The sequence below is a fragment of the Myroides odoratimimus genome (assembly GCF_004337635.1).
Classification (GTDB): domain Bacteria; phylum Bacteroidota; class Bacteroidia; order Flavobacteriales; family Flavobacteriaceae; genus Flavobacterium; species Flavobacterium odoratimimum.
The window spans coordinates 791023-812386 of the sequence record NZ_CP037427.1; the positions used below are offsets into that span (position 1 = coordinate 791023).

At 35.0% G+C, this 21364-nt stretch carries 17 protein-coding genes and 1 pseudogene; 7 read left to right on the plus strand and 11 right to left on the minus strand.

What is annotated here, in order from left to right:
• Nucleotides 1-15 precede the first annotated feature (15 nt).
• The 11 genes from arfB to E0Z07_RS03805 all read right to left on the minus strand — a co-directional run bounded on the left by arfB (nt 16) and on the right by E0Z07_RS03805 (nt 13446).
• A complete protein-coding gene (gene arfB / locus E0Z07_RS03755; protein ID WP_006259754.1) occupies nt 16-414 on the minus strand; it encodes an alternative ribosome rescue aminoacyl-tRNA hydrolase ArfB in 399 nt (132 codons plus the stop codon).
• On the minus strand, nt 399-1025 hold the full coding sequence (pnuC, locus tag E0Z07_RS03760; protein WP_006259755.1) for a nicotinamide riboside transporter PnuC: 627 nt from the start codon (nt 1023-1025) through the stop codon (nt 399-401). The genes arfB and pnuC overlap by 16 nt, the downstream gene beginning before the upstream one ends.
• 72 nt (nt 1026-1097) lie before the next feature.
• Nucleotides 1098-1820: a Bax inhibitor-1/YccA family protein gene (locus E0Z07_RS03765; protein WP_006264586.1), complete on the minus strand. Its 723-nt coding sequence runs from the start codon at nt 1818-1820 to the stop codon at nt 1098-1100.
• A gap of 49 nt (nt 1821-1869) precedes the next feature.
• Nucleotides 1870-2481 (minus strand): 4'-phosphopantetheinyl transferase family protein, encoded by a 612-nt coding sequence (locus tag E0Z07_RS03770; RefSeq protein WP_131540301.1) that lies wholly within the window; start codon nt 2479-2481, stop codon nt 1870-1872.
• Nucleotides 2482-2628: 147 nt separating this feature from the next.
• Nucleotides 2629-3975 carry a DUF4302 domain-containing protein gene (locus E0Z07_RS03775; protein WP_006262293.1) on the minus strand — a complete coding sequence of 449 codons (1347 nt, stop codon included), beginning with the start codon at nt 3973-3975 and terminating at the stop codon, nt 2629-2631.
• Nucleotides 3976-3995: 20 nt separating this feature from the next.
• On the minus strand, nt 3996-4874 hold the full coding sequence (locus E0Z07_RS03780; RefSeq protein ID WP_006266768.1) for a zinc-binding metallopeptidase: 879 nt from the start codon (nt 4872-4874) through the stop codon (nt 3996-3998).
• A gap of 21 nt (nt 4875-4895) precedes the next feature.
• A complete protein-coding gene (locus tag E0Z07_RS03785) occupies nt 4896-6458 on the minus strand; it encodes a RagB/SusD family nutrient uptake outer membrane protein (protein ID WP_006262295.1) in 1563 nt (520 codons plus the stop codon).
• A 13-nt stretch (nt 6459-6471) separates the two neighbouring features.
• Entirely contained in the window at nt 6472-9831 is a 3360-nt protein-coding gene (locus E0Z07_RS03790; RefSeq protein ID WP_006262296.1) for a SusC/RagA family TonB-linked outer membrane protein, read from the minus strand.
• 267 nt (nt 9832-10098) lie between these two features.
• Nucleotides 10099-10536 (minus strand): large conductance mechanosensitive channel protein MscL, encoded by a 438-nt coding sequence (gene mscL / locus E0Z07_RS03795; RefSeq protein ID WP_006259762.1) that lies wholly within the window; start codon nt 10534-10536, stop codon nt 10099-10101.
• A gap of 44 nt (nt 10537-10580) precedes the next feature.
• The gene (locus E0Z07_RS03800) at nt 10581-13022 is read right to left on the minus strand and encodes a bifunctional UDP-N-acetylmuramoyl-tripeptide:D-alanyl-D-alanine ligase/alanine racemase (protein ID WP_131540302.1); all 2442 of its coding nucleotides are present in this window, start codon (nt 13020-13022) and stop codon (nt 10581-10583) included.
• Nucleotides 13023-13086: 64 nt separating this feature from the next.
• A complete protein-coding gene (locus E0Z07_RS03805; protein ID WP_073028915.1) occupies nt 13087-13446 on the minus strand; it encodes a DsrE family protein in 360 nt (119 codons plus the stop codon).
• A 659-nt stretch (nt 13447-14105) separates the two neighbouring features.
• On the opposite strand from E0Z07_RS03805, the gene E0Z07_RS03810 reads away from it, so the two are divergent.
• The 7 genes and pseudogenes from E0Z07_RS03810 to E0Z07_RS03840 all read left to right on the plus strand — a co-directional run bounded on the left by E0Z07_RS03810 (nt 14106) and on the right by E0Z07_RS03840 (nt 21337).
• Nucleotides 14106-14666 carry a YeeE/YedE family protein gene (locus E0Z07_RS03810; protein ID WP_006259765.1) on the plus strand — a complete coding sequence of 187 codons (561 nt, stop codon included), beginning with the start codon at nt 14106-14108 and terminating at the stop codon, nt 14664-14666.
• 37 nt (nt 14667-14703) lie between these two features.
• Nucleotides 14704-15117 carry a YeeE/YedE family protein gene (locus E0Z07_RS03815; protein WP_131540303.1) on the plus strand — a complete coding sequence of 138 codons (414 nt, stop codon included), beginning with the start codon at nt 14704-14706 and terminating at the stop codon, nt 15115-15117.
• 89 nt (nt 15118-15206) lie between these two features.
• The gene (locus E0Z07_RS03820; RefSeq protein WP_131540304.1) at nt 15207-15839 is read left to right on the plus strand and encodes a Crp/Fnr family transcriptional regulator; all 633 of its coding nucleotides are present in this window, start codon (nt 15207-15209) and stop codon (nt 15837-15839) included.
• A gap of 8 nt (nt 15840-15847) precedes the next feature.
• Nucleotides 15848-16639, plus strand: coding sequence for a sulfite exporter TauE/SafE family protein (locus tag E0Z07_RS03825; RefSeq protein WP_131540305.1), 792 nt, complete (start codon nt 15848-15850; stop codon nt 16637-16639).
• A 73-nt stretch (nt 16640-16712) separates the two neighbouring features.
• Nucleotides 16713-18143, plus strand: a complete 1431-nt coding sequence (locus tag E0Z07_RS03830; RefSeq protein ID WP_131540306.1) for an MBL fold metallo-hydrolase — start codon at nt 16713-16715, stop codon at nt 18141-18143.
• A pseudogene (gene trxA / locus E0Z07_RS03835) lies at nt 18139-18465 on the plus strand (thioredoxin); the annotation flags it as partial. The gene E0Z07_RS03830 and the pseudogene trxA, both read left to right, overlap by 5 nt.
• 136 nt (nt 18466-18601) lie before the next feature.
• Nucleotides 18602-21337 (plus strand): M16 family metallopeptidase, encoded by a 2736-nt coding sequence (locus E0Z07_RS03840; RefSeq protein WP_131540307.1) that lies wholly within the window; start codon nt 18602-18604, stop codon nt 21335-21337.
• The last annotated feature ends 27 nt before the right edge of the window (nt 21338-21364 follow it).

Below are 21364 nucleotides of genomic sequence, written 5' to 3' on the forward strand. Positions count from 1 at the left end.
TTAACACCTTTTTGATTAAAACACTCTCTTTCTCAAGGCTTTCTTTAAAGAATTCTGTTGTTTATTATCTTTTCTTTTTTGCAATACTCTACGAGGAGTTTTCGTCTCTCTACGTTCTTTCTCGATGTGTAGTCCTATCGCTAATAACTGAAAGAAACGATCAATAACAATCTCTTTATTCTTAACCTGACTACGTGTATTATCCGCGTCTAGAATAAGCACACCTTCTTTATTAAATCTATTCTTTAGTCGTTCTAATAGTAGTGTTCTCTCTTCTTCTGTTACTCCTTGAGAGTTTAGACAGTCCCAAGACAGAACCACTTTAGACGATACTTTATTTACATTCTGACCACCAGCTCCGCTACTGCGTACAGCCTTAAATGTCAGTTCTCTTTCTATTATTTCTCTAAGCATTTTTCTCTATTTATTGTTTTATACCACGATATATAAGCCATCGTAGCTAATACTGTAAAGATAGCAAATTGTACTGCTAATATCCCATATCCTCTATAAGCATATAACGGAACAGAGATAATATCTCCTATGATCCACAGTGTCCAGTTCTCTATCTTCTTTAGTGCCATATAGTACATTCCTGTGAAGAAGATACCTGATGTGATAATATCTATATAGTTCTCAGGTAGGATCTCTTTGCCAGAGAAGTGATATACGCCATAGATGATCACAAGAGTAACTGCGAATATGATAAGTCCTTTAATCTTCTCACTAGTGTTCGTACGACTAATCTTTAGAAGAGTATCCCCATCTTTCTGTCTAGACCAGTTATACCAACCATAAACACTCATGATAGAGTAATACCCATTCAAAATCATATCTCCATAATATCCTATCACATAGAGTAAGTAAACAGTGATAATCGTAGCGATAATACCTGTAGGGTAGACAAGGATGTTCTCCTTACCTGCATACCATACACTCATAATCCCAAAGATAAATACGATAGATTCTAACACTATCTGAAGCGTACTAGTCTCTCTATATGCTCCAAAAAAAAAGTCAATCATAACAAATACACTTAAAATAAAAAACCGCACTCTTCATGGAATGCGGTTCAAAAGTATAATATATCTTTCTAATTAGTTGTTTCTACTCATTACAATTCTCAGAATATACCAGAAAAGTAACATTAACGAAGCAAATAATGATAGAGCAGCTGGTACGTGTTGGTTAGCTGCGTATTCATTTTTAATCTGCCATGTAGAGTATAAGATCGATCCAGAAGCTAAAGCTACCATCGCTAAAGAGAACCATAACCCAAGGTTAAATCCGAAGATCATACCACAAATAATAGTACCTAAAGCTAAGAAGAATCCAATACTAAGGATAGATCTCATAAAAGAGAAGTTAGCATTAGAGCTAAATACTACTCCAGTCAATCCTCCAAATAAAGCCAATGTCATAATACCTGCCTGAGAAATCAGAGTAAGGTCATTAGTCATAGACATAGCGATATATAAAATAGGCACAAAGATAAATGCCTCTGCTAATACATATAGAAACAGTCCTGCATACTGCACCTTTCTATCTACTGAGTTATCAGCAAGTCTCTGTGCATACCAAGTGATCCCCATAAAGGCACCTAGCACGATCAACCATGAGAACTTACCCATCCCAATAATAGTAAACATCCCTTCTACAATGAAAGGAGTGTTCAACATAATAGCCTCTAATACAATAAAAGCTAATACTCCTGCTGCTAAAGTAGCATACGTCTTTTTATAAAACTGTGCTCTTACTACTTCAGATTCCATAGCTACAGGAAGCGTGTAATCAACATTTTCAAAATTGTTTTTCATCATCTATATTTTTCTCAAAAGTACTAATTATCTTTTTAAAATTACAATAGCATTAAGACTCTAATGCATAAACCAACACAAAATTATCTAATTCTATTGTTTTATATTCGAATTTTTGATTAAAAATTTCATTATTAACAAAACATTCTTTCGTTTTAAGTTCTACCTGCATATCACTTTTAAAACTTAGGCTACGTGACTCACACATCTTAAACATAGCTTCTTTCGCACACCATATCTCTGTCAATGTATCAATCTCATCCAAAGCATTGAAAGCTGTGTTTAGTTCTTCTTCATTGCAAAACTTATTTGCAATACGCTTTATCTTATCGCGCTTCTTCTCTACATCTATACCTACATTCTCCTTACCAATGATAATACTAGCATACTCAAATGAATGCGAAATAGAGATAAATGAACCATCACTAAGACTAGGTCTACCGTTTATATCATAACACAAGTCGTTATCACTATATCCTCCATAGTACAGCAACTGTCTCACTGCCATAAATCCCCTTTGGTGTACTTCAGATTTCATTCCTTTTAATCGCTCAGAAGAACGCTCCTGTAGAACAACACCATTCATCAGTTCCTCGAGATTCTCTTCTACTTTCCAAACTAACACCTTGTAGGTTATTCCTTTGATTTCTTTTACTAAAGGCATCTTATCTATTTAATTACGCAGACAAATATACTTGAATAATAAAAAATCTTAAAGAAACATTTTACTCAATGGTATATACAGCTTTTATAAGCTACAAAAAAAGCCGCTCGAATGAGCGGCTTTAACTAATCAATAATTTATATTTTTTTAGAAAGTCTTAGGCACTCCTACATCCCATGTAGAGAATGCTATACCTTCTTTACTTCCAATAAAAGTAACGACTGGATTAGAATACTGGATTTTAAAGTTCTCTTGTTTAACAAAAATATTCTCTTGCATTAAACCATGATTAAACTTCTGAAGTTCTTGAGGAACTCTTGCTGCTCCTCCATACCATTTACCTTCTGCAACCTTAACAGCTATATCTCCATCAAGATTCTTAAACTCATAATAATAATTTACTCCTTTATATCTATATCTGATGTAACTAGATTCTCCATTATCTTCTTTATCATTAAAGTTAAATATAATCAAATCTAAATTATATCCTCCTAATGCAGTTTTCCCTAAATCATTCAACATCTTTAAAAATAGAGGAGAATTACTTTTAGAGTTAATTAATGAAGTATTACTTTGAAACTGGAATAACCTATCTTGCTTAACCTCAGGCGTATTCAAAACTTTCTTATAGTCTGAGTAAGTATTAATTGGTGCAAAACTATATTGAATAGATGCAAAATTTCCGTTTGCATTATATTCAAAATCACCTGTTTTCGCATTATAATCAAACTGTGTAACCAAATCGCTTCCAACTTTAAGTGCAGGTGCTACTTTTATACCTTGAGGGTTAAAACTAATACCAAAAGCAGAGCCATCAACTACATTATCTCCCCCTTCGATCTCAATAAATCTAACAGAAGGAGAATATGCTAAATCGTATGCTTTCACTTCGCCAGTTGTCTTAATTTGTAAAGTTCTAAAATAGGGTTTATCTAAAGAAGACATTTTTCCAATCATTGATGGAATCGATTTAAAATTCTCCCAATCTTCTTTAGTCGCTTTTACAAAAACAACTTCTCTATCCTTCTTCGCTGTTCTAAAATGAATTTCATTCTCTGTATTACCAAAGTAACCAAATTGATATTCACCATAGTAACCTTGACCAGATTCATAAGGGGAATTTATTGGATCAGACAATTCATGGATTTTTGTACGGGTAGTAAATATTAAACTTGTTGTAGCTCTTTGTTGAATAGTGTATTCACTATTTTCAATTGTTTGTCCAGAAAGATCAAAATCAGATACCATTTCGACATTACGAGCATCTTTAAACCTCATTAAATATGTAAATCCTCCTAGTCCATCTGTATCAGTAAAATATACTACTCTCCACCCATATTCAGAAGAAAGTAATAGATCTTTTAGCTTTTTCTCTTGTTCAGAAAGTCTTTCTGCTACAGATTTATCAAAAACTCTATCTTCCTCTTTTTGACAAGAAACTACTCCAGCAAGAATTATTGTCGCTAAAAAAGCCTTTGCTATATATTTTTTCATAATTAAAAGTCTTTATAATATTATTCTTCTACCTCACCCGATACTACAGCATTAGTATTTCTCTCTGCAGCATCACGTAAAGCATAAAAGTCCATATCGAATTGCTCTTTAAAGTACTTTTCTACAATGTCAATCTTACGTTGAATAACAGCTCTACCTGGTTCTGGTACAGTTAACATAAATGCAGCCAATTCTGTTTTACTTTTTTCAAGTACAAAAGATGCAGTCTCAGCAAAATCTTCATCATAGTTGTTACGAGCATAAGGAGTAACAAAACCAAGAGCGTTACTTGCTTTTGCAGTTTGATTATACCAAGAAGAAGTATACCCTCCACCTTTTGCGACATCAGTCCAAGCTGTTAAGTCATAAGGCTTAGTTTGGTTTAAAATATGGATATACTCGTGTTGTATAGTATGTACAAACTGTTTTACATTATCTATGTTTTTTAAGTTTAAAAAATCAGTATTATACAATGTGATTTTGGCACCACCCCCAGCATCACCTAATACAATTGTACCATTGTGATTTAGGTTATAACTACCTATTAAGTGCAATTGTCTAGGAGCTATCTTTTTTACAAAATCTTCACCTCCTATTTCAGAGTAACTATCAATCCAAATCTTCTTAATAACTTGAAGAGCTGGTTTAACACTAGACACCTTTGGAGGATATAGCGTTTTATCAGCTTTACCCATTGCTTCGTCCCATAAATAGGTAGCAGCAATATTATAAGGTTTAGTATATTTAGCTTCAATCCACAGATCTAATTCTGTTTTTGGCTTTTCTGTTGTATCAAAAATAGATTCACTGCGCAATGAGTCATCTTTAGAACAAGCAGTCATTAATAGCGTCGTAGTAAACACAATACTTGCTCCTTTAACTATATTTTTAATTATCATAATTACTTGATTTTATTGTATTTATCTTGGATTAGCTGGTATTCCTCTATCTAAAGCAACCTGTGGTAACTGTAATTGATACCTCAAATCACCTTTTTGAAGTATATGTTCTGAACCACCCGTTAGTTTGTGTTTAACCTCTAAATTAAATCTTCTAATATCAAACCAACGATATCCTTCTTGGAATCCTTCTCTTCTTCTCATTTCCGATATTGCCTCAAGCATAACGGCCTGTTCTCTATTAATTTTTGTTATGGGCGAGTACTTTCCTTCCTCATAACCAATCAACTTTTCAATATCCTCATACTGTAAAATTCCTATTAAACTTTCAGGTTTAAACTGTGGAGGAAGCTCTGTTCTTAATAACACTAAATAAGTATACATTTTAATTGCTTCATCAATTCTATTCTCCATCACAAAAGCCTCCATACGATCTAAATACAACATATCATTTGAAAATAGTACAAAAGTAACATGAGGAATACCTGTCATATTAGTGAAGTCATTAATCTTAAAATATTCATTAAACTTAGGAACATAAAAAGCGTCATTATTACTATAGTTCGCATTAGGATAATTCCAATTCATTGGCGACTTAATAACTTCTGAAACTGGATTAGTACTTGAACTAAACAATCCTTTATCTCCCTTAGTTGCTTCTCCTTGAGTAAGTACAAATCTAGATGCATAAGTAGTTCTCTTCTTTCTAGAAGGAGATGTTACTACTAACAGGTTTGTGTCTAACTCTGTTCTCGAGAAGTGAATTTCATTTTGAGCAGTTGAAAAATCAGCAGTACCAGCAACATCTCTTAGCTTACCAATAGGTAAATCTCCTAACGTATTAGAATATTCAATTGACTTAGCAAACTCTCCTTTATATAGATAAAAACGAGCTGCAAAAGCCTTAGCAGAAGCTTCTGTAAAATGATACTTAGCTATATTTGCTGATTCATATTGAGCTCCTTTAATTCCAATAAGTCCTTCAAGTAAGTCTTGTTCAATTAACTTATATACCTCTGCAACACTAAGACGTTTATATTCTTTTAAAAGTACATTTTCTACTTCAGTAACATAAGGTATCCCTAGATCACTTTCAGCTGTAGCAGGATTATAGTGCTTAGCCCATAAGTTTACTAACATAAAGTGATTATAAGCACGAGCTAATAATGCCTCCGCTCTTAAATGAGTTAATCCATATTTAAAAGAAGGTTTATTTGCATATTCCTTTTCCATACTAGATAAAGCATCTAATGCTGCATTTGCATTTGCAATTGCCTCATAACAAGCCATCCAAAACGCTTTTGGTGTTTCATAACTTTCTTCCGTATTCACTACCCAAGTAAAGTTCTGCTCGCTTTGTAATGTTGATTGATTTAGTTTTCCGTTGTCAATAACGTTATCACTCATCTCTTCTGCAAACTCAACATGTGTAGCAGAAGGGTAAGCACCTACTAATAATTCACTAACTTTTTTAGGTGTATCTATTTGGGTTCTATTGTCTGGTACTTCCGAAAGAAAGTCACTACACCCTACTGTAGCTGTAGCCAAGAACAATAAACCAACTAATATCTTTACTCTCTTCATAATAATCTATAATTTAAAAACCAACATTAAGTGTCAATGTATATTGACTTGTTTGTGGCATTGCTACCCCTCCTGTTCTGTAGAACTCTGGATCCTCTCCATTTAACTTCTTATCAGCATAGATTAACCATGGATTAGTCGCATTAAAACGCAATGAGAAATTAGACATTTTCATAGATCGCTTAAAGTGATCAGGGAATTCATAAGTCAAAGAAACATTCTTTAATCTCACAAAACCTCCATCAGCTACACGCTCTGAAGAATAATTATACGTATTATATCCTCTTAAAATTGATGTAGCCCCTACTGTATTAGCTGTTGTTAAATCAGGAATTGTAGGAACATTTGTAAAGTTCTCATCTCCTGGGTTAATCCAACGGTCTTCAAATGTTTTACCAAATACATCCGTATCATTGTATCTACTTGCATAAGATGGATATAATCTGATCTTATTTCCTCCTGAAGCAACAATTAAGAAATTTAAGCTCCAGTTTTTGTAAGTGAATGTATTAGTTAATCCTAAAGTTTTATTTGGCTCAATAGATCCTTCATACTTTAAGTATCCTGTTGGATTAGTTGTATCTTGGAAATTTGCTCCCCCAATAACGTTTGTTTCACCAGGTGCTTGTGCAAATGTTGGTAATCCTAAGTGATTCAGTCCCGTGAATTGGTATGAATATAAAGAGTTACGAGGTTTTCCTACAACGTTACCTCCAAATCCTTGAACTAAATCAAGTACACGTGGAGTATTTTGTAAACTAGTAACTTCTTGATCATAATAAGAACCATTAACTGTAGTTGACCAACTAAACTCAGGTGTTTTAATATTAGTTGTAGTAATTCCAAACTCAACTCCTCTAGTACGCATATCTGCATTATTACCGAGTTTAATTTCCTGACCTCCAATACCTGAAGTTCTGATATAATCAATTAAATCAAATGCTTTTCTCTCGTAAACATCTGCCACTAATTGCACTCTATTATTCCATAATCCTAAATCAACACCTACGTTTAATTCGTGCTGTTTCTCCCAAGTTAAATCAGTATTTTGAAGATCTTTAATACTAATACCATTCTCTATATTACCTAAATTAGGTCTAGGAGTAACATAAGGTTTATAAATAGCTAAAGAATTCGTAGCTGGTCCTGATGTTGCAGTTAAACCATAAGAAGCGCGTAAAGCTAAATTACTCACCGTATGTGAGTTCTCCATAAACTTTTCACTAGAGATATTCCACTTTCCTGAAGCAGTCCATGTTGGTAACCATCTAGAAGAACCTGTATCCCCCTGTCTATTTGATCCATCATAGCGTCCTGTTAGAGCCACAGTATAACGTCTATCATAAGTATATGCCGCTCTAGCAAAAAAAGCAACTGTTCGCTCTCTCTCTTCTCCATAGTTAAAATACTCTCCTCCTTGTTCTAACAATTTACGCATTGCCAATAACTCTGGATAAGTAGTCATCCCTTTGTCAAATTGAACTCCTTGCGCTAAGAAATAATCCTTATTACGATTTACAACTCTCATCTCTGTTCCTCCGAATACATCTAATTCATGTACATCGTTAAACACGTTATCGTAAGTAAAACTATTTCTCAATAAGAAAGAAGTCATATCATTCGTATATGTTCTCTTTAATCCTGAATTTGTCATGATAGGTGTTGGAGGTAATGCAGCATTATTAGGATCTTTATATAAGAATATATTTTGATCACGTTCTACAGTAGACTCATCAGCATTATACGCTGCTATTACATTTGAATCTTGAGTTACGTTATGTACACGTTTAGTTGTAGCATAACGAGCTGACCCACTTAGATTATACGTTAAGTTAGGTAGTATTTTATAATCAATATCTGCTTGGAAACGAATATCTTTTACATCAATATCCATATAGTTATTGTCTAACTCATTCATGATATTGAATGGAGCCCAATTACTTCTGTAATACTCATAATTACCTTTATTATCATAAGGACGCAATGTTCTAGTTGTATTTAAAGCATAACTAAATGGATTAATGTCAAAATCACGTTTTACAGAGCCATTTACTACATCTTTCTCAGCATCATAAGCTCCAGGTGCTTTTTGATCACGTACAGAAGCAATTGATGATAATGAAATTTTTAATTTGTCATTAACAAAGAATGTATTTTTTAAGTTCATTGTTAAACGATGTACTTTATCAGCAATAGACCATCCCGAATCTGCTAAATAACCAACAGAAGCAAAATATGCACTATTCTTTCCTCCTCCGTTAAAACTTAATGAATGCTGTTGCACAATAGATGGTCTAAACAATTCTTTAAACCAATTTGTATTTGCTTTTTCATGTGTTTGTAGAAAGCTATTCTGTGCAGCCTGACTATTATACACTCCGTACTGATTATGTACAGGATCATATTGGTTCATAGCGCGATACATGATACCATAAGCCCCACTGTTACGCCCATATAACATAGAAGAGTAATCTAAATACCCTTTGCTTTGAAGCTCTCGATAAACCATCATATTATCTTGAGAGTTCATCACATCATATTGGCTATACTGAGGTATAGGACGCAATGTATTCTCCATACTATAACTGATACTCATAGGTGTTTCTCTTCTACCAGATTTAGTAGTGATCACCACTACCCCATTCATAGCACGAGAACCGTAGATAGCCGTTGCAGACGCGTCTTTAAGTACATCTATACTCAATACATCATCTGCATTAATTCCAGACAAAGCAGAACTCAATACAGATTCAGAGTTACCTGATGCCAATTGTTCAAAAGATACATTGATAATATCCTCTTGAACCACCCCGTCAATAACCCATAGTGGTTTAGTATCTCCCATAATAGAAGAAGCTCCACGAATAGTAATTTTAGGAGCAGCTCCGAAAGTACCTGAAGGGTTCTGTATAGTCACCCCTGCTACCTTACCTTCGATCATTCTACTCACATCCGCTACCCCATCTACCTTAAGATCTTTCGCTTCGATACGACTTACAGCTCCAGCCTCCTTACGTTTAGTAATAGTCTGATACCCTGTATTAATCACTACTTCGTCAATCATCTCCGTTGCTTCTCCTAAAGAAACATTGATAACTGCTAGCTCTCCGACTTTCTTCTCTGCTGAATTGAATCCCATGAATTCAAACACAAGAACGGCGTCCTTACCATTTACCTTAATAGAGTAATTTCCATCTATATCTGTCTGTACTCCCTCTTTAGTACCTTTGACAAATATAGTAGCGCCAGGCAATGATGAACCATCATCAGAAGCCACAACTCTTCCTTTAATTACCTTTTCTTGCGCATACACACTTCCAGTAACTGTAAGTGCTAATGAGAAGAAAAAGAATTTAAGTAAACCTTTCTTCATACTTGTTAACTATTAATTAATTTATCATTAACAAATAAATAACATAATATTATCAAAAACTAGAGGTAATGTGATTTTTATCAAATTATCATCATAATACACTATTTATTAAATAATATAAACTTTTAAATATATTTAATAAAAATTACACACTATAATTTATTTATATTAACTACTATGTCAGATAAGGTCAATAAAAAAGGGTATACATAAAGTATACCCTTTTTTATTATCACAAAGCGATTTTAAGAAACCACAGTCATAATATTATTGTTTCTTTAACAAATCTCTGATTTCTGCTAAAAGATCCTCTTGAGTTGGTGCTGGTGGTCCTGCAGGTGCTTCTGGTGCAGCCTCCTCTTTCTTTCTTAATGAGTTAACTCCTTTTACTAAAAGGAATACACATAGAGCTAACAATGTAAAGTTGATTACCTCTGTAATAAAGCTACCATAAGCAAATACAACATTACCATCTATTCCTCTTGCTGCTGCTAGAGGTGCCCCATCAGGTGCATCACCTTTTAACACTACATACATATTAGTGAAATCAGGTGTTCCGATAATAGCAGATACTAATGGCATAATAACATCGTTTACAACACTCGTTACAATTTTACCGAATGCTCCCCCGATGATTACCCCTACCGCTAGGTCCATTACATTGCCTTTGACAGCGAATTCTTTAAATTCTTTTACAAATCCCATAGTCTTTATTGTTTAAGTTTTGAATAGTTAAAAATATAACTTTTTTACTCTATAAAAAAAATTCTTTTAACGCGAAGTGCAATACTTGTTAAAATCTCATATGGTATTGTTTTTATTTTATCTGCTATAATAGTGACTGGCAAGTCTTTACCAAAAATAATAACTTCATCATTTTCTTGACATTTTATTTCTGTCACATTGATCATTAACATATCCATACAGATAGATCCTGTGATCTCTGCTTTTTGCCCATTTACTAAGACATAGCCCACAGGCCCCCATGAGCGATGTACTCCATCAGCATATCCTATTGGCACTGTAGCGATACGTGTTTTACCTTCTGCGCGAAATCTTCGACCGTATCCTACACTGTCTTTATCCTTAATTTCTTTGATTTGCATAATGCGAGTTTTAAGCGTACTAACATTAGCCAATTGTTGCATTTCTTCTCTATCATTACCAACTCCATACAATCCTATTCCCAATCGAACCATATCAAACTGATGTTCCGAAAAGTTAAAAATACCAGATGTATTCAGAATATGGCGTATCGGGTTAATCCCTAATTCTTGTATTAATTTATCTGAGTTATGTGTAAACATCTCTATCTGTCCAAGCGTAAAGTCTGTATATTCAGGCATATCACTTGATGATAGATGTGAGAATATAGATTTGACTTCGACTACATTAGTATGTCTAAGCACTTCTATTAACTCGTCTAGATCCTCTGTCAAGAAACCATGCCTATGCATACCCGTATCCAGCTTGATATGGATAGGATATTCATAGCAGTTGCGTTCTCTAGCTACTTTTAAGAATGCATTAAGCTCACGTACAGAGTACACCTCCGGCTCTAGATCATACGCTATCATCGCTGAGAATGCATTAATCTCAGGATTCATCACGATAACCTTAGTATTCACACCAGCCTTGCGCAATTCTATACCCTCATCTGCAAAAGCTACTCCTAGATAATCTACCTTCTCATGAGCTAATAATTTCGCTACTTCATAGCTACCATTCCCATATCCGAATGCCTTCACCATAACCATCACTTTAGTCTCTGGCTTTAGCTTTGAACGGTAGAAATTAAGGTTGTGACACATCGCAGTAAGATTAACTTCTAGTACAGTCTCATGTGTTTTCTTCTCTAGCATCGTGACGATTCTGTCAAAGCGGAATCCTCTAGCCCCTTTGACTAAGATATTCTCATCACTAAAATCCTCTACTGATACTTTCTGTAAGAACTCTTCAGTGTCTCTATATAGATAAGTATTCGTCGTCCCGATTAGATACTTACTTATATGCTCTCCTATACCGATCACACGAGTTATCTGATGTGTAGATAACAGCTCTTTTAACTGACCGTATATCTCCTCCTCCTCATACCCACTCTTAAATATATCTGATAGTATCACAGTCTTAGACGCACTCACCTTATGCTTCTCTAGAAAGTCAAGAGCGATAGATAGCGACTGATAATCTGCATTATAAGCATCATCTATTATGGTACAGTTATTCACTCCATTCTTTACCTGCATACGCAGTTCTACAGGATAGAGTCCATGGATACGCTGTGCTATCTTCTCTGAGTCATACCCTAAGCAAGACATCGTACTAATACAAGTCATTATATTACGCACAGAACTATCATCTGTGAATGGAAGTTCTACTGAGTACGAATCACCTTGATCAATAGATACAGTAAGACTAGAGGAATGAAGCTGTCCATAGACATTCGCTGACGTATCTGTCAGACTCCAAGTATATACAGAAGCAACAGAACTAAAATATTGTAATAACAACTCATTCTGCTCACAAATAACTACCTCAGCATCCTGGAATAGTTTAGCTTTCTCACTCACTTTTTCTTCTAATGAGCGAAAACCTTCTCCATGCTCTTCTGTAAGTGCTGTAAAAACACCTATAGTAGGCTTGACCACCTTAGCAAGTCTCTCCATTTCACCCACAGTAGATATTCCAACTTCGAAGATACCTAAGTTGTGCTTCTCCTCTATCCCAAATACAGATAGTGGCACACCCGTCTGAGAATTATAACTCTTAGGGCTCTTGATGATCTTATACTCTTCGCTCAGTAGATAGTTAAGCCATTCCTTTACTACCGTCTTTCCTTTACTACCTGTAATTCCGATAACTGGAAAATCAAAACGATCTCTATGAAAAATAGCCGCACCCTGAAGTGCAGCTAATGTATTATTTACTTTAAAGAAAAGTACTCCTTCTATAGGACGTACCTTAGTCTGGTCAGAGATGACGATATATCTGACTCCTTTATTTACCAATTCTTCGATATAATCATGACCATCATGATTACCTCCTTTTAATGCAAAAAATAAAGTGTGCTGATCATTCTGCAATGACCTACTGTCTACGGATATATTCGAAATATCTACATATTCACTCTTACTGTTTCCTATAATGTCTGCTCCAATGAATGAACAGAACGCATCCGTATTAAATTTCATTATTTTGCCTTATTTGATATACAAAGGTAAAGAGAGTCATACCACTCTCTATCTATACAAAATCTTAAAAATTACATTTTATATAAGACCAACCTTCTTCTTGTTTTTCGATGATATAAACTAATCCTGAAGGTACGAATCCTACATTCTCGATAATATCTGATTTCTCTATTTTGCGAGCATTGATTGTATTCTCACACGCAAAGAATTGTATACCTTTTTGCATCACTACCTTAAGAGGCTCTCCTACCATCGTCTTGCTTTTTCTAAGCATTCCGATACCAGGCCCATGCACGACTACTTGTATTGTTACATCCTCTTTCCAGTGATTTCTAACATTAGATACATAAGTCATTAGTGCATTCTGTTCGTTAATGTTGTCTGTGTTTAATTGAAATACAACGTTGTGCTTTGTATTTTTCATAAGTATATCTATTTTTAAGTTTTGGGTTCAATTTTTTAAGTTCTATAAAACTACTAAAAACCACTCATATCGACTAATAAACTCTCACAAACTTTTCCCACCATTCTGTTTAAAATTCTATTCAGATATAAATCTATTCTTTCAAAAAAAGAAAATACTTTTTTTTGTTTTCAGCATAAATAAGCTCCTATTTATACCCGAAATTCTCTTTCAACACCTTCTTTTTTAAAAAAATTACCTCAAAAACCATCTATAAGAACAATTTTTCTAAAAAAACAATTTACTTTTTTTACCACCAAAAAAACAACAATACACTAATTATCAATATAATAACCCAAAAACAGCCCTATACCTCCTCAATCACAATACCCCCCTTACACCTAGTAAAATAAGGCTTTACAGGCATTTCCTTCGACAATACATGGACAATACCCCGAGAATTATGGACGTAGAAGCACTTTTGTCCAACAATACACCTTTTATACACCCAGTATTCTCCTCTTATCTCAGTATTATTTAGTATTAATTTTCACTTACATTCCTATATCCAATCATCTTTCAATATAAATGGTGTACTAACAAAAAAGAAGTGCTGTGTATCCTAGGTTACATTTCTTCTCAATTTTAATCGTGAACTTTGTCTTATTAAATTAAATGTTATGGAATGGATATATGGCCCATGGCCTTGGTATGTAGGAGGATTATTCATCGCTACTACACTTATATTACTTTTATTAATGGGCAAATCTTTTGGGTTTTCCTCTAATCTACGCACCATGTGCTCGATGATGGGAGCAGGTAAGAGTTGTGATTTCTTCTGCTTTAACTGGAAAGCTCAGACGTGGAACTTACTTTTCTTAGTAGGTACTATCCTAGGAGGGTTCATCGCATACCACTTCTTGAGTGTAGAGCCAGCAGCGATACCACTAGCCGATCAGACGATAGAGAAGCTACATACACTAGGTATAGAAAGTGCTGGCAAGGCATATATACCGACAGAGCTATTCTCTAATGAAGTATTCGGTTCTATTAAATCTATCGGACTACTATTATTAGCAGGGTTCTTCGTAGGGTTTGGTTCTAGATATGCAGGAGGATGTACTTCAGGACATGCAATCAGTGGGTTGAGTAATCTACAATTGCCTTCCTTGATAGCTGTAATTGGTTTCTTTATAGGAGGGTTAATTATGGTACACCTACTGTTCCCTTTTATTTTCTAACACAAGTGATTAACAATATTTATATCAATAAGATACAATGAAAAAATTAGCCTATTTATTAGTCGGAATGCTTTTCGGGATAGGAATGTTTAAGTCTGGCGCGGCATCGTGGTTCAGAATATATGAAATGTTCCAATTCGACAGCTTCCACATGTACGGTATTATGGGAACTGCATTAACTATCGCTGTTATCGCAACCTATATTATCAAGAAAAAGAATATCAAAGACTTCTCTGGTAACCCAATAGAGTTCACCCCAAAAGAGAAGAGTGTACCACGCTATCTAATAGGAGGTATCTTTTTCGGGTTAGGATGGGCATTAGGAGGAGCTTGTCCTGGGCCTATGTTTGCCTTATTTGGAGCAGGTTTTTTACCTATTCTGGTTGCCATCATCGGAGCATTATTAGGGACTTGGTTCTATGGACTGATCAGAAAATGGCTTCCTCATTAATAATCAATATGGATTAAAGGAGCTAATACTTTTGATATATTGTCTCGATAAAGTAACTTAGAACCATTAATTCATTTGTTTATTCTTTTATGGAACATATCATACGAAACAAGTACCGCTCTATCTTTGAAGAGAAACTACTAGACGAGATTATAGAAGTCTCTACTATAAAAGACTTTAAAGAAGGAGAAAAACTAATGGAGATAGGAGAATACATCAAGAAGATTCCTCTACTCCTAGAAGGTGCTATCAAAATCATCAGAGAAGATCAGCGAGAGGGAGAGATAGTCCTATACTATATAGAAGAAGGAGATACCTGCGCGATGACACTGACCTGCTGCTTAGGTGAGACGAAGAGTCAGGTGCGCTCTATAGCAGAACGCGATGGTAGTGTAGTCTTAGTTCCTGTAGGAAAAATGGATGAATGGCTGGTAAAATATAAGAGTTGGCGAAACTTCGTACTCAACAGTTATAACAACCGTATGAACGAAATGCTAACTGCTATAGATAGTCTTGCCTTCATGAATATGGAAGAACGTCTATGTAACTTACTGAGAAGTAAAGCGAAGATATACAACAGTCGATTTATCAACAATACACATCAAGAATTAGCTGACGAACTAAATACCTCTAGAGTAGTAATCTCTAGAATACTAAAAACTTTAGAAAACGAAGGTATTATACAGCTCAATAGAAAATATATCGAGCTACTTAAGCCTTAAGTACAGATATGGATTATACAGCATTAATAGGGTATGCTCTAGCCTTACTTATCGGGATATCACTAGGTCTTATCGGTAGTGGTGGCTCTATACTCACCGTGCCTATCCTCGTGTATATCATGAAGGTAGAGCCCTTCGTAGCTACAGCATACTCACTATTCATAGTAGGATCTACTTCCCTAGTAGGAGGTATAAAAAACTATATAGACAAAAAAGTAGATCTAAAAACAGTATTGCTCTTCGGGATACCCTCTGTCATCACAGTATATATCACGAGAGCCTACTTACTGCCACTCGTACCAGATGTAATATCCATCGGTAGCTGGAGTATAGATAAGAATATTGTGCTGATGGTCTTATTTGCCTTAGTGATGTTCACTTCTGCAACTAAAATGATCAGACCAAAAAAAGAAATAGAGGCAATAGATACTAAGCCGGCCTTATCAGGGCTAGTATTACAAGGTATCTTGATCGGACTGCTAGCAGGTACAGTAGGTGCAGGTGGAGGATTCTTAATCATTCCTGCTTTAGTCTTATTTGCCAAGATGCCTATGAGACAAGCTGTCGGCACCTCATTATGCATTATCGCTATACAGTCCTTAATAGGATTCTTAGGCGATCTAGGTCATACCGCTATGGACTGGGCGATGCTACTTACTTTTAGCGGGATATCTATGGTAGGGATCTTCATCGGTATCTATTTAACAAAGTACGTTCCTGATAAAAATTTAAAAAAGTGCTTTGGTTATTTCGTACTAATCATGGCTATTTATATCCTAATTAAGGAAGTGTTTTTATAGTTTGTAACCTAAGTTACTGTCATTTTAAAAACATCTTCTTACTTTTACTACAAACAAAGAAATAAACTACAATATGAAAATAGAACAAATTTATACAGGATGTTTAGCTCAAGGAGCTTACTATATAGAGAGCAACGGAGAAGTTGCTATCATCGATCCACTAAGAGAGGTACAGCCTTACTTAGACAGAGCGGCTAAAGATAATGCGACGATTAAATATATCTTCGAAACACACTTCCATGCAGACTTCGTGAGTGGACACGTTACATTAGCTGAGAAAACAAATGCTCCTATCGTATACGGACCAAATGCTAACCCAACGTTTAAGGCACATATTGCTACAGATGGAGAGGTATTTAAAATAGGAAATATCACAATCACAGCATTACACACTCCGGGGCATACGATGGAGAGTACTACGTACTTACTAAAAGATGAGAATGGAAAAGATCACGCTATCTTCAGTGGAGATACGTTATTCTTAGGTGATGTAGGTCGTCCTGACTTAGCTCAGAAAGCGGCTGACTTGACTCAAGAGCAATTAGCAGCTACGCTATACAATAGCTTACGCACGAAGATTATGACGTTAGCAGATGATGTTATCGTATATCCTGCGCATGGTGCTGGGTCTGCTTGTGGAAAGAACTTAAGCAAAGAAACTGTTGGTACCCTAGGGGATCAAAAACAAACGAACTATGCACTACGTGCTGATATGACAGAAGCAGAGTTCGTAAAAGAAGTAACAGATGGTCTACTACCTCCTCCTGCATACTTCCCACTAAATGTGAAGTTAAATAAAGAAGGATATGAGAATGTAGAGACGATCATCAATAACAACAAAGCCCTTACTCCAAAAGAGTTCCAAGCTTTAGCAGAAGAGTCTGGTGCCTTATTATTAGACGTACGTTCTGCTTCAGACTTCGCTAGTGGACATATACCAGGAGCTATCTTTATCGGATTAGATGGTCAATTCGCTCCTTGGGTAGGTGCATTAATCACAGATATTAAACAACCTATCTTATTAATCACTCCAGAAGGACGTGAAGAAGAAGCTGTGATTCGTCTATCTCGTGTAGGATATGACAATACGTTAGGGTACTTAAAAGGAGGATTCTCTACTTGGAAAACAGAAGGTTTTGAATACGATACTGTACAACAAGTAACAGCAGAAGAACTAGCTGATAAAATAGTGAATGAAGATATCAAGGTAGTAGATGTACGTAAGCCAGGAGAGTACAATTCTGCTCATATCAACTATAAAAACTTGACTCATTCTCCATTAGATTATATCAATGATAATATCGCTGACTTCCCAACAGAAGGTAAATTCTTTATCCACTGTGCAGGAGGATACCGTTCATTGATCGCTGCTTCTATCCTAAAAGCTAGAGGATACCACAATATGATCGATGTAATCGGAGGTTTCGGCGCTATCAAGAACACCTCTATCCCATTACAAGAAGGAGGTAGCTGTACAGCAACATGTCCAACAACTAAACAATAATACAATGAGTAATTTTCAAGAGTTAATCGATAGAGATCAGTTAACTTTAGTTGATTTCTTCGCTACGTGGTGTGGTCCATGCCAGATGCTAGCTCCTGTGCTAGAAGAAGTAAAAAAAGAGCTACAGGATGATATCTCTATTATCAAAATAGATGTAGATAAGAATACGGCTCTTACCACACAGTACAGCACACAATACCAGATGAGAGGTGTACCTACACTAATGCTTTTTAGAAAAGGTAAACTTCTGTGGAAACAATCTGGATATATGGATAAACAGACATTATTAGGTCATATCGATCAGTATAAGCATAATTATTAAAAATAAGGCTACCTATCAAAGGTAGCCTTACTTTTTATAATACTATTCAAAGATTAAAACCCTGCTATATATCAGTTGTTCAATTTATTAGAATTAATATTATATATTTATGACAATTAACCTTAATTACTGACTTATGAAAAAAATAGTGTATACACTTATGTTTGCATTGACAATAAGTGCTGCAGATTACGCTCATGCTCAACAGAAGGAGAAACCAACTTTCGTAACCTCTGTTGAAGACATTAAAGAATACAAACTGTCTAATGGGCTAAAGGTACTCTTACTTCCTGATGCTACTCAGAATAATGTGATAGTTAATATCGTGTACAACGTAGGGTCTAAACATGAGGGATATGGAGAGAAAGGTATGGCTCACCTATTAGAGCACATGCTTTTTAAAAGCACTACTAAACTAGGCGATATCAAAAAAATGCTCTCTGACAAAGGTGGCCAAGCACAGGGGACTACTTGGTATGACCGTACAAACTACTATGAGATATTCGCTACTTCTGATGAGAATCTAGCATGGGCACTAGAGATGGAAGCAGATCGTATGATTAACGCTACTATACTTCAATCTGATTTAGACAAAGAGTTCTCTGTAGTGCGAAACGAATTTGAGATAGGAGAGAATAACCCTAGTAGAGTATTAATGGAAAGAACTATTAATACAGCTTACTTATGGCATAATTACGGGCTTAGTACCATCGGGTCAAAAGAGGATATCGAACGTGTTAAAGCTCCTCAATTAAGACGATTCTACGAAAAATACTATCAACCTGATAATGCTACTCTACTTATAGCTGGTAAGTTTGATGAGGCTAAAGCATTAAAATACGTAGAAGATTACTTCTCTGTGATTCCTAAACCTAAACGTGTATTAGATGAAATATTAACTGTAGAACCTGCTCAAGATGGTGAGAAATTTGTAGAAGTAAGACGTGCAGGTGATTCTAAGCATATACAGACCTTATACCACACTGCTTCATACGCAGATAAAGACTTTGCGGCACTTGTAGCACTACAATCTATACTGACTAATGACCCCTCTGGATATTTATATAAAGATTTAGTAGAGACTAAGAAGGTGTCATCACTATACTCTTTTAGCCCTACGGTAAGAGATGCAAGTTTTATCTTATTTAACTTTGATATTCCTCTTGATAAAGATCAAAATGAGACACTGAAAGATATCAAGACTGCTTTAGCTAAAATAGAAACTATCAAGTACACACAAGAAGACTTAGATAGAGCTAAAACAAGAATCTCAAAAGGTCTAGAAGATTTAAAGAACAATACTATCCGAACTGCTATTAACTTAACAGAGATTATCGGAGCTGGAGACTATCGCCTGGCTAATTTGTACAGAGATAATGTAGAGAACTTAAAACTAGAAGATATCAATAGGGTAGCTAAAAAGTACTTTAAAGATAATAACCGTACAGTAGGTATGTTTATCCCTTCTAAGGATGAAACAAGAGTGAAGCCAACTGAGTTCTTAGATAAAGACATTAAGGCGCTAGTAGAGAACTATAAAGGAAAAGAAGCATCAGAAGAGTTAAGACCATTCGAAGCATCTATTGCTAATTTACAGAAGAATTATTCTACTGCTAAACTTGGAAATGGGCTTAAATATGGTATTATAGATAAAGATATCAAAGGGGAGAAAGTACAAATAAGTATGACACTACCAGTAGGTAATCAAAAAGACTTATTAAACAAACAATACATAGGTTCTTTTGCAGCAAACCTATTGAATGCTGGGACTAAGACTATGACTAAACAACAGATAAAAGATAGGTTAGATCAATTAAAGTCAACTATATCTGTTAGATTTAATGGTCAAAATATTAGCATAGGAGTATCATCATACAGAAGTAGTATAGAAGAAACGATGGTTATTCTTAAAGATTTATTGACTAACCCTATCTACCCTGAAACAGAATTAGAGAAATTAAAAATAGACTATATTACTAATTTAGAGTCTCAACTAAGTGATCCTCAAGCTATCGCTTCCAACAAAATCTCTCAATTAACAGAGAAAGAAGAAAAAGGAAGTATCTTCTATACTCCATCAACTCAAGAGAACATTGATGGTATTAAAAAAGTTAAACTAGAGGAAATTAAGGACTTCCACAAGAATTTCTTTGGTGCCAATAACGGTATTGCTACAGTAATAGGTATGAAAGACAAAGAAGCTGTGGATAAGCTATTAGAGAACACGTTCGGTAACTTTAATAGTAAAGCTAAATATGAAAAAGCATATCCTAAGTTTATAGACACTAAACAAGTAAAAGAAATATTCGAAACTCCAGACAAAGAAAATGCTGTAGCTATAGGTAAACTAAACTTTGAGATGAATCAATCAAATCCTGACTATGCTGCATTAGTATTTGCAAACGAAGTAATGGGAGGTGGATTTATGACTGCGCGTATCCCTCAACGCTTACGCGAAAAAGAAGGAATTAGCTATGGTGCAGGTACCTCATTAAGTGTACCTAGTGATCCTAAAAACGTGAATGCTTCTTGGTCTATATACGCTTTTATGAACCCTACTAAACGCGTTGATGTAGAAAAAGCTTTGAATGAAGAGTTTAATAAATTAATTACTTCAGGTATTACTGAAGAAGAATTAACTGCTAACAAATCTTCATGGAAGAATGCAAAACAAGCAAATCTAGGTAGCGATGGATACTTAATATATTTATCTTCTTTATTCTTGTTATACGACACTCCATTTACAGAGCATGACAAATTAAATGCTGAGATAGACAAACTAACTGTCAAACAAGTGAACGACGCGGCTAAGAAATACCTACAGCCTGCTAAATTCACAACAGTTTACGCTGGTGATTTTACTAAAAAATAAAGCAAATAACCTTTAAACAAAAAGCCG

Bases quoted from the DNA above. Each gene is read 5' to 3' on its own strand.
- E0Z07_RS03825 (WP_131540305.1), top strand. From the start codon at position 15,848: ATGGATTATACAGCATTAATAGGGTATGCTCTAGCCTTACTTATCGGG.
- E0Z07_RS03810 (WP_006259765.1), top strand. From the start codon at position 14,106: ATGGAATGGATATATGGCCCATGGCCTTGGTATGTAGGAGGATTATTC.
- E0Z07_RS03840 (WP_131540307.1), top strand. From the start codon at position 18,602: ATGAAAAAAATAGTGTATACACTTATGTTTGCATTGACAATAAGTGCT.
- E0Z07_RS03805 (WP_073028915.1), bottom strand. From the start codon at position 13,446: ATGAAAAATACAAAGCACAACGTTGTATTTCAATTAAACACAGACAAC.
- E0Z07_RS03820 (WP_131540304.1), top strand. From the start codon at position 15,207: ATGGAACATATCATACGAAACAAGTACCGCTCTATCTTTGAAGAGAAA.
- E0Z07_RS03765 (WP_006264586.1), bottom strand. From the start codon at position 1,820: ATGATGAAAAACAATTTTGAAAATGTTGATTACACGCTTCCTGTAGCT.
- pnuC (WP_006259755.1), bottom strand. From the start codon at position 1,025: ATGATTGACTTTTTTTTTGGAGCATATAGAGAGACTAGTACGCTTCAG.
- E0Z07_RS03785 (WP_006262295.1), bottom strand. From the start codon at position 6,458: ATGAAGAGAGTAAAGATATTAGTTGGTTTATTGTTCTTGGCTACAGCT.
- arfB (WP_006259754.1), bottom strand. From the start codon at position 414: ATGCTTAGAGAAATAATAGAAAGAGAACTGACATTTAAGGCTGTACGC.
- E0Z07_RS03815 (WP_131540303.1), top strand. From the start codon at position 14,704: ATGAAAAAATTAGCCTATTTATTAGTCGGAATGCTTTTCGGGATAGGA.
- E0Z07_RS03800 (WP_131540302.1), bottom strand. From the start codon at position 13,022: ATGAAATTTAATACGGATGCGTTCTGTTCATTCATTGGAGCAGACATT.
- E0Z07_RS03790 (WP_006262296.1), bottom strand. From the start codon at position 9,831: ATGAAGAAAGGTTTACTTAAATTCTTTTTCTTCTCATTAGCACTTACA.
- E0Z07_RS03775 (WP_006262293.1), bottom strand. From the start codon at position 3,975: ATGAAAAAATATATAGCAAAGGCTTTTTTAGCGACAATAATTCTTGCT.
- E0Z07_RS03830 (WP_131540306.1), top strand. From the start codon at position 16,713: ATGAAAATAGAACAAATTTATACAGGATGTTTAGCTCAAGGAGCTTAC.
- mscL (WP_006259762.1), bottom strand. From the start codon at position 10,536: ATGGGATTTGTAAAAGAATTTAAAGAATTCGCTGTCAAAGGCAATGTA.
- E0Z07_RS03770 (WP_131540301.1), bottom strand. From the start codon at position 2,481: ATGCCTTTAGTAAAAGAAATCAAAGGAATAACCTACAAGGTGTTAGTT.
- E0Z07_RS03780 (WP_006266768.1), bottom strand. From the start codon at position 4,874: ATGATAATTAAAAATATAGTTAAAGGAGCAAGTATTGTGTTTACTACG.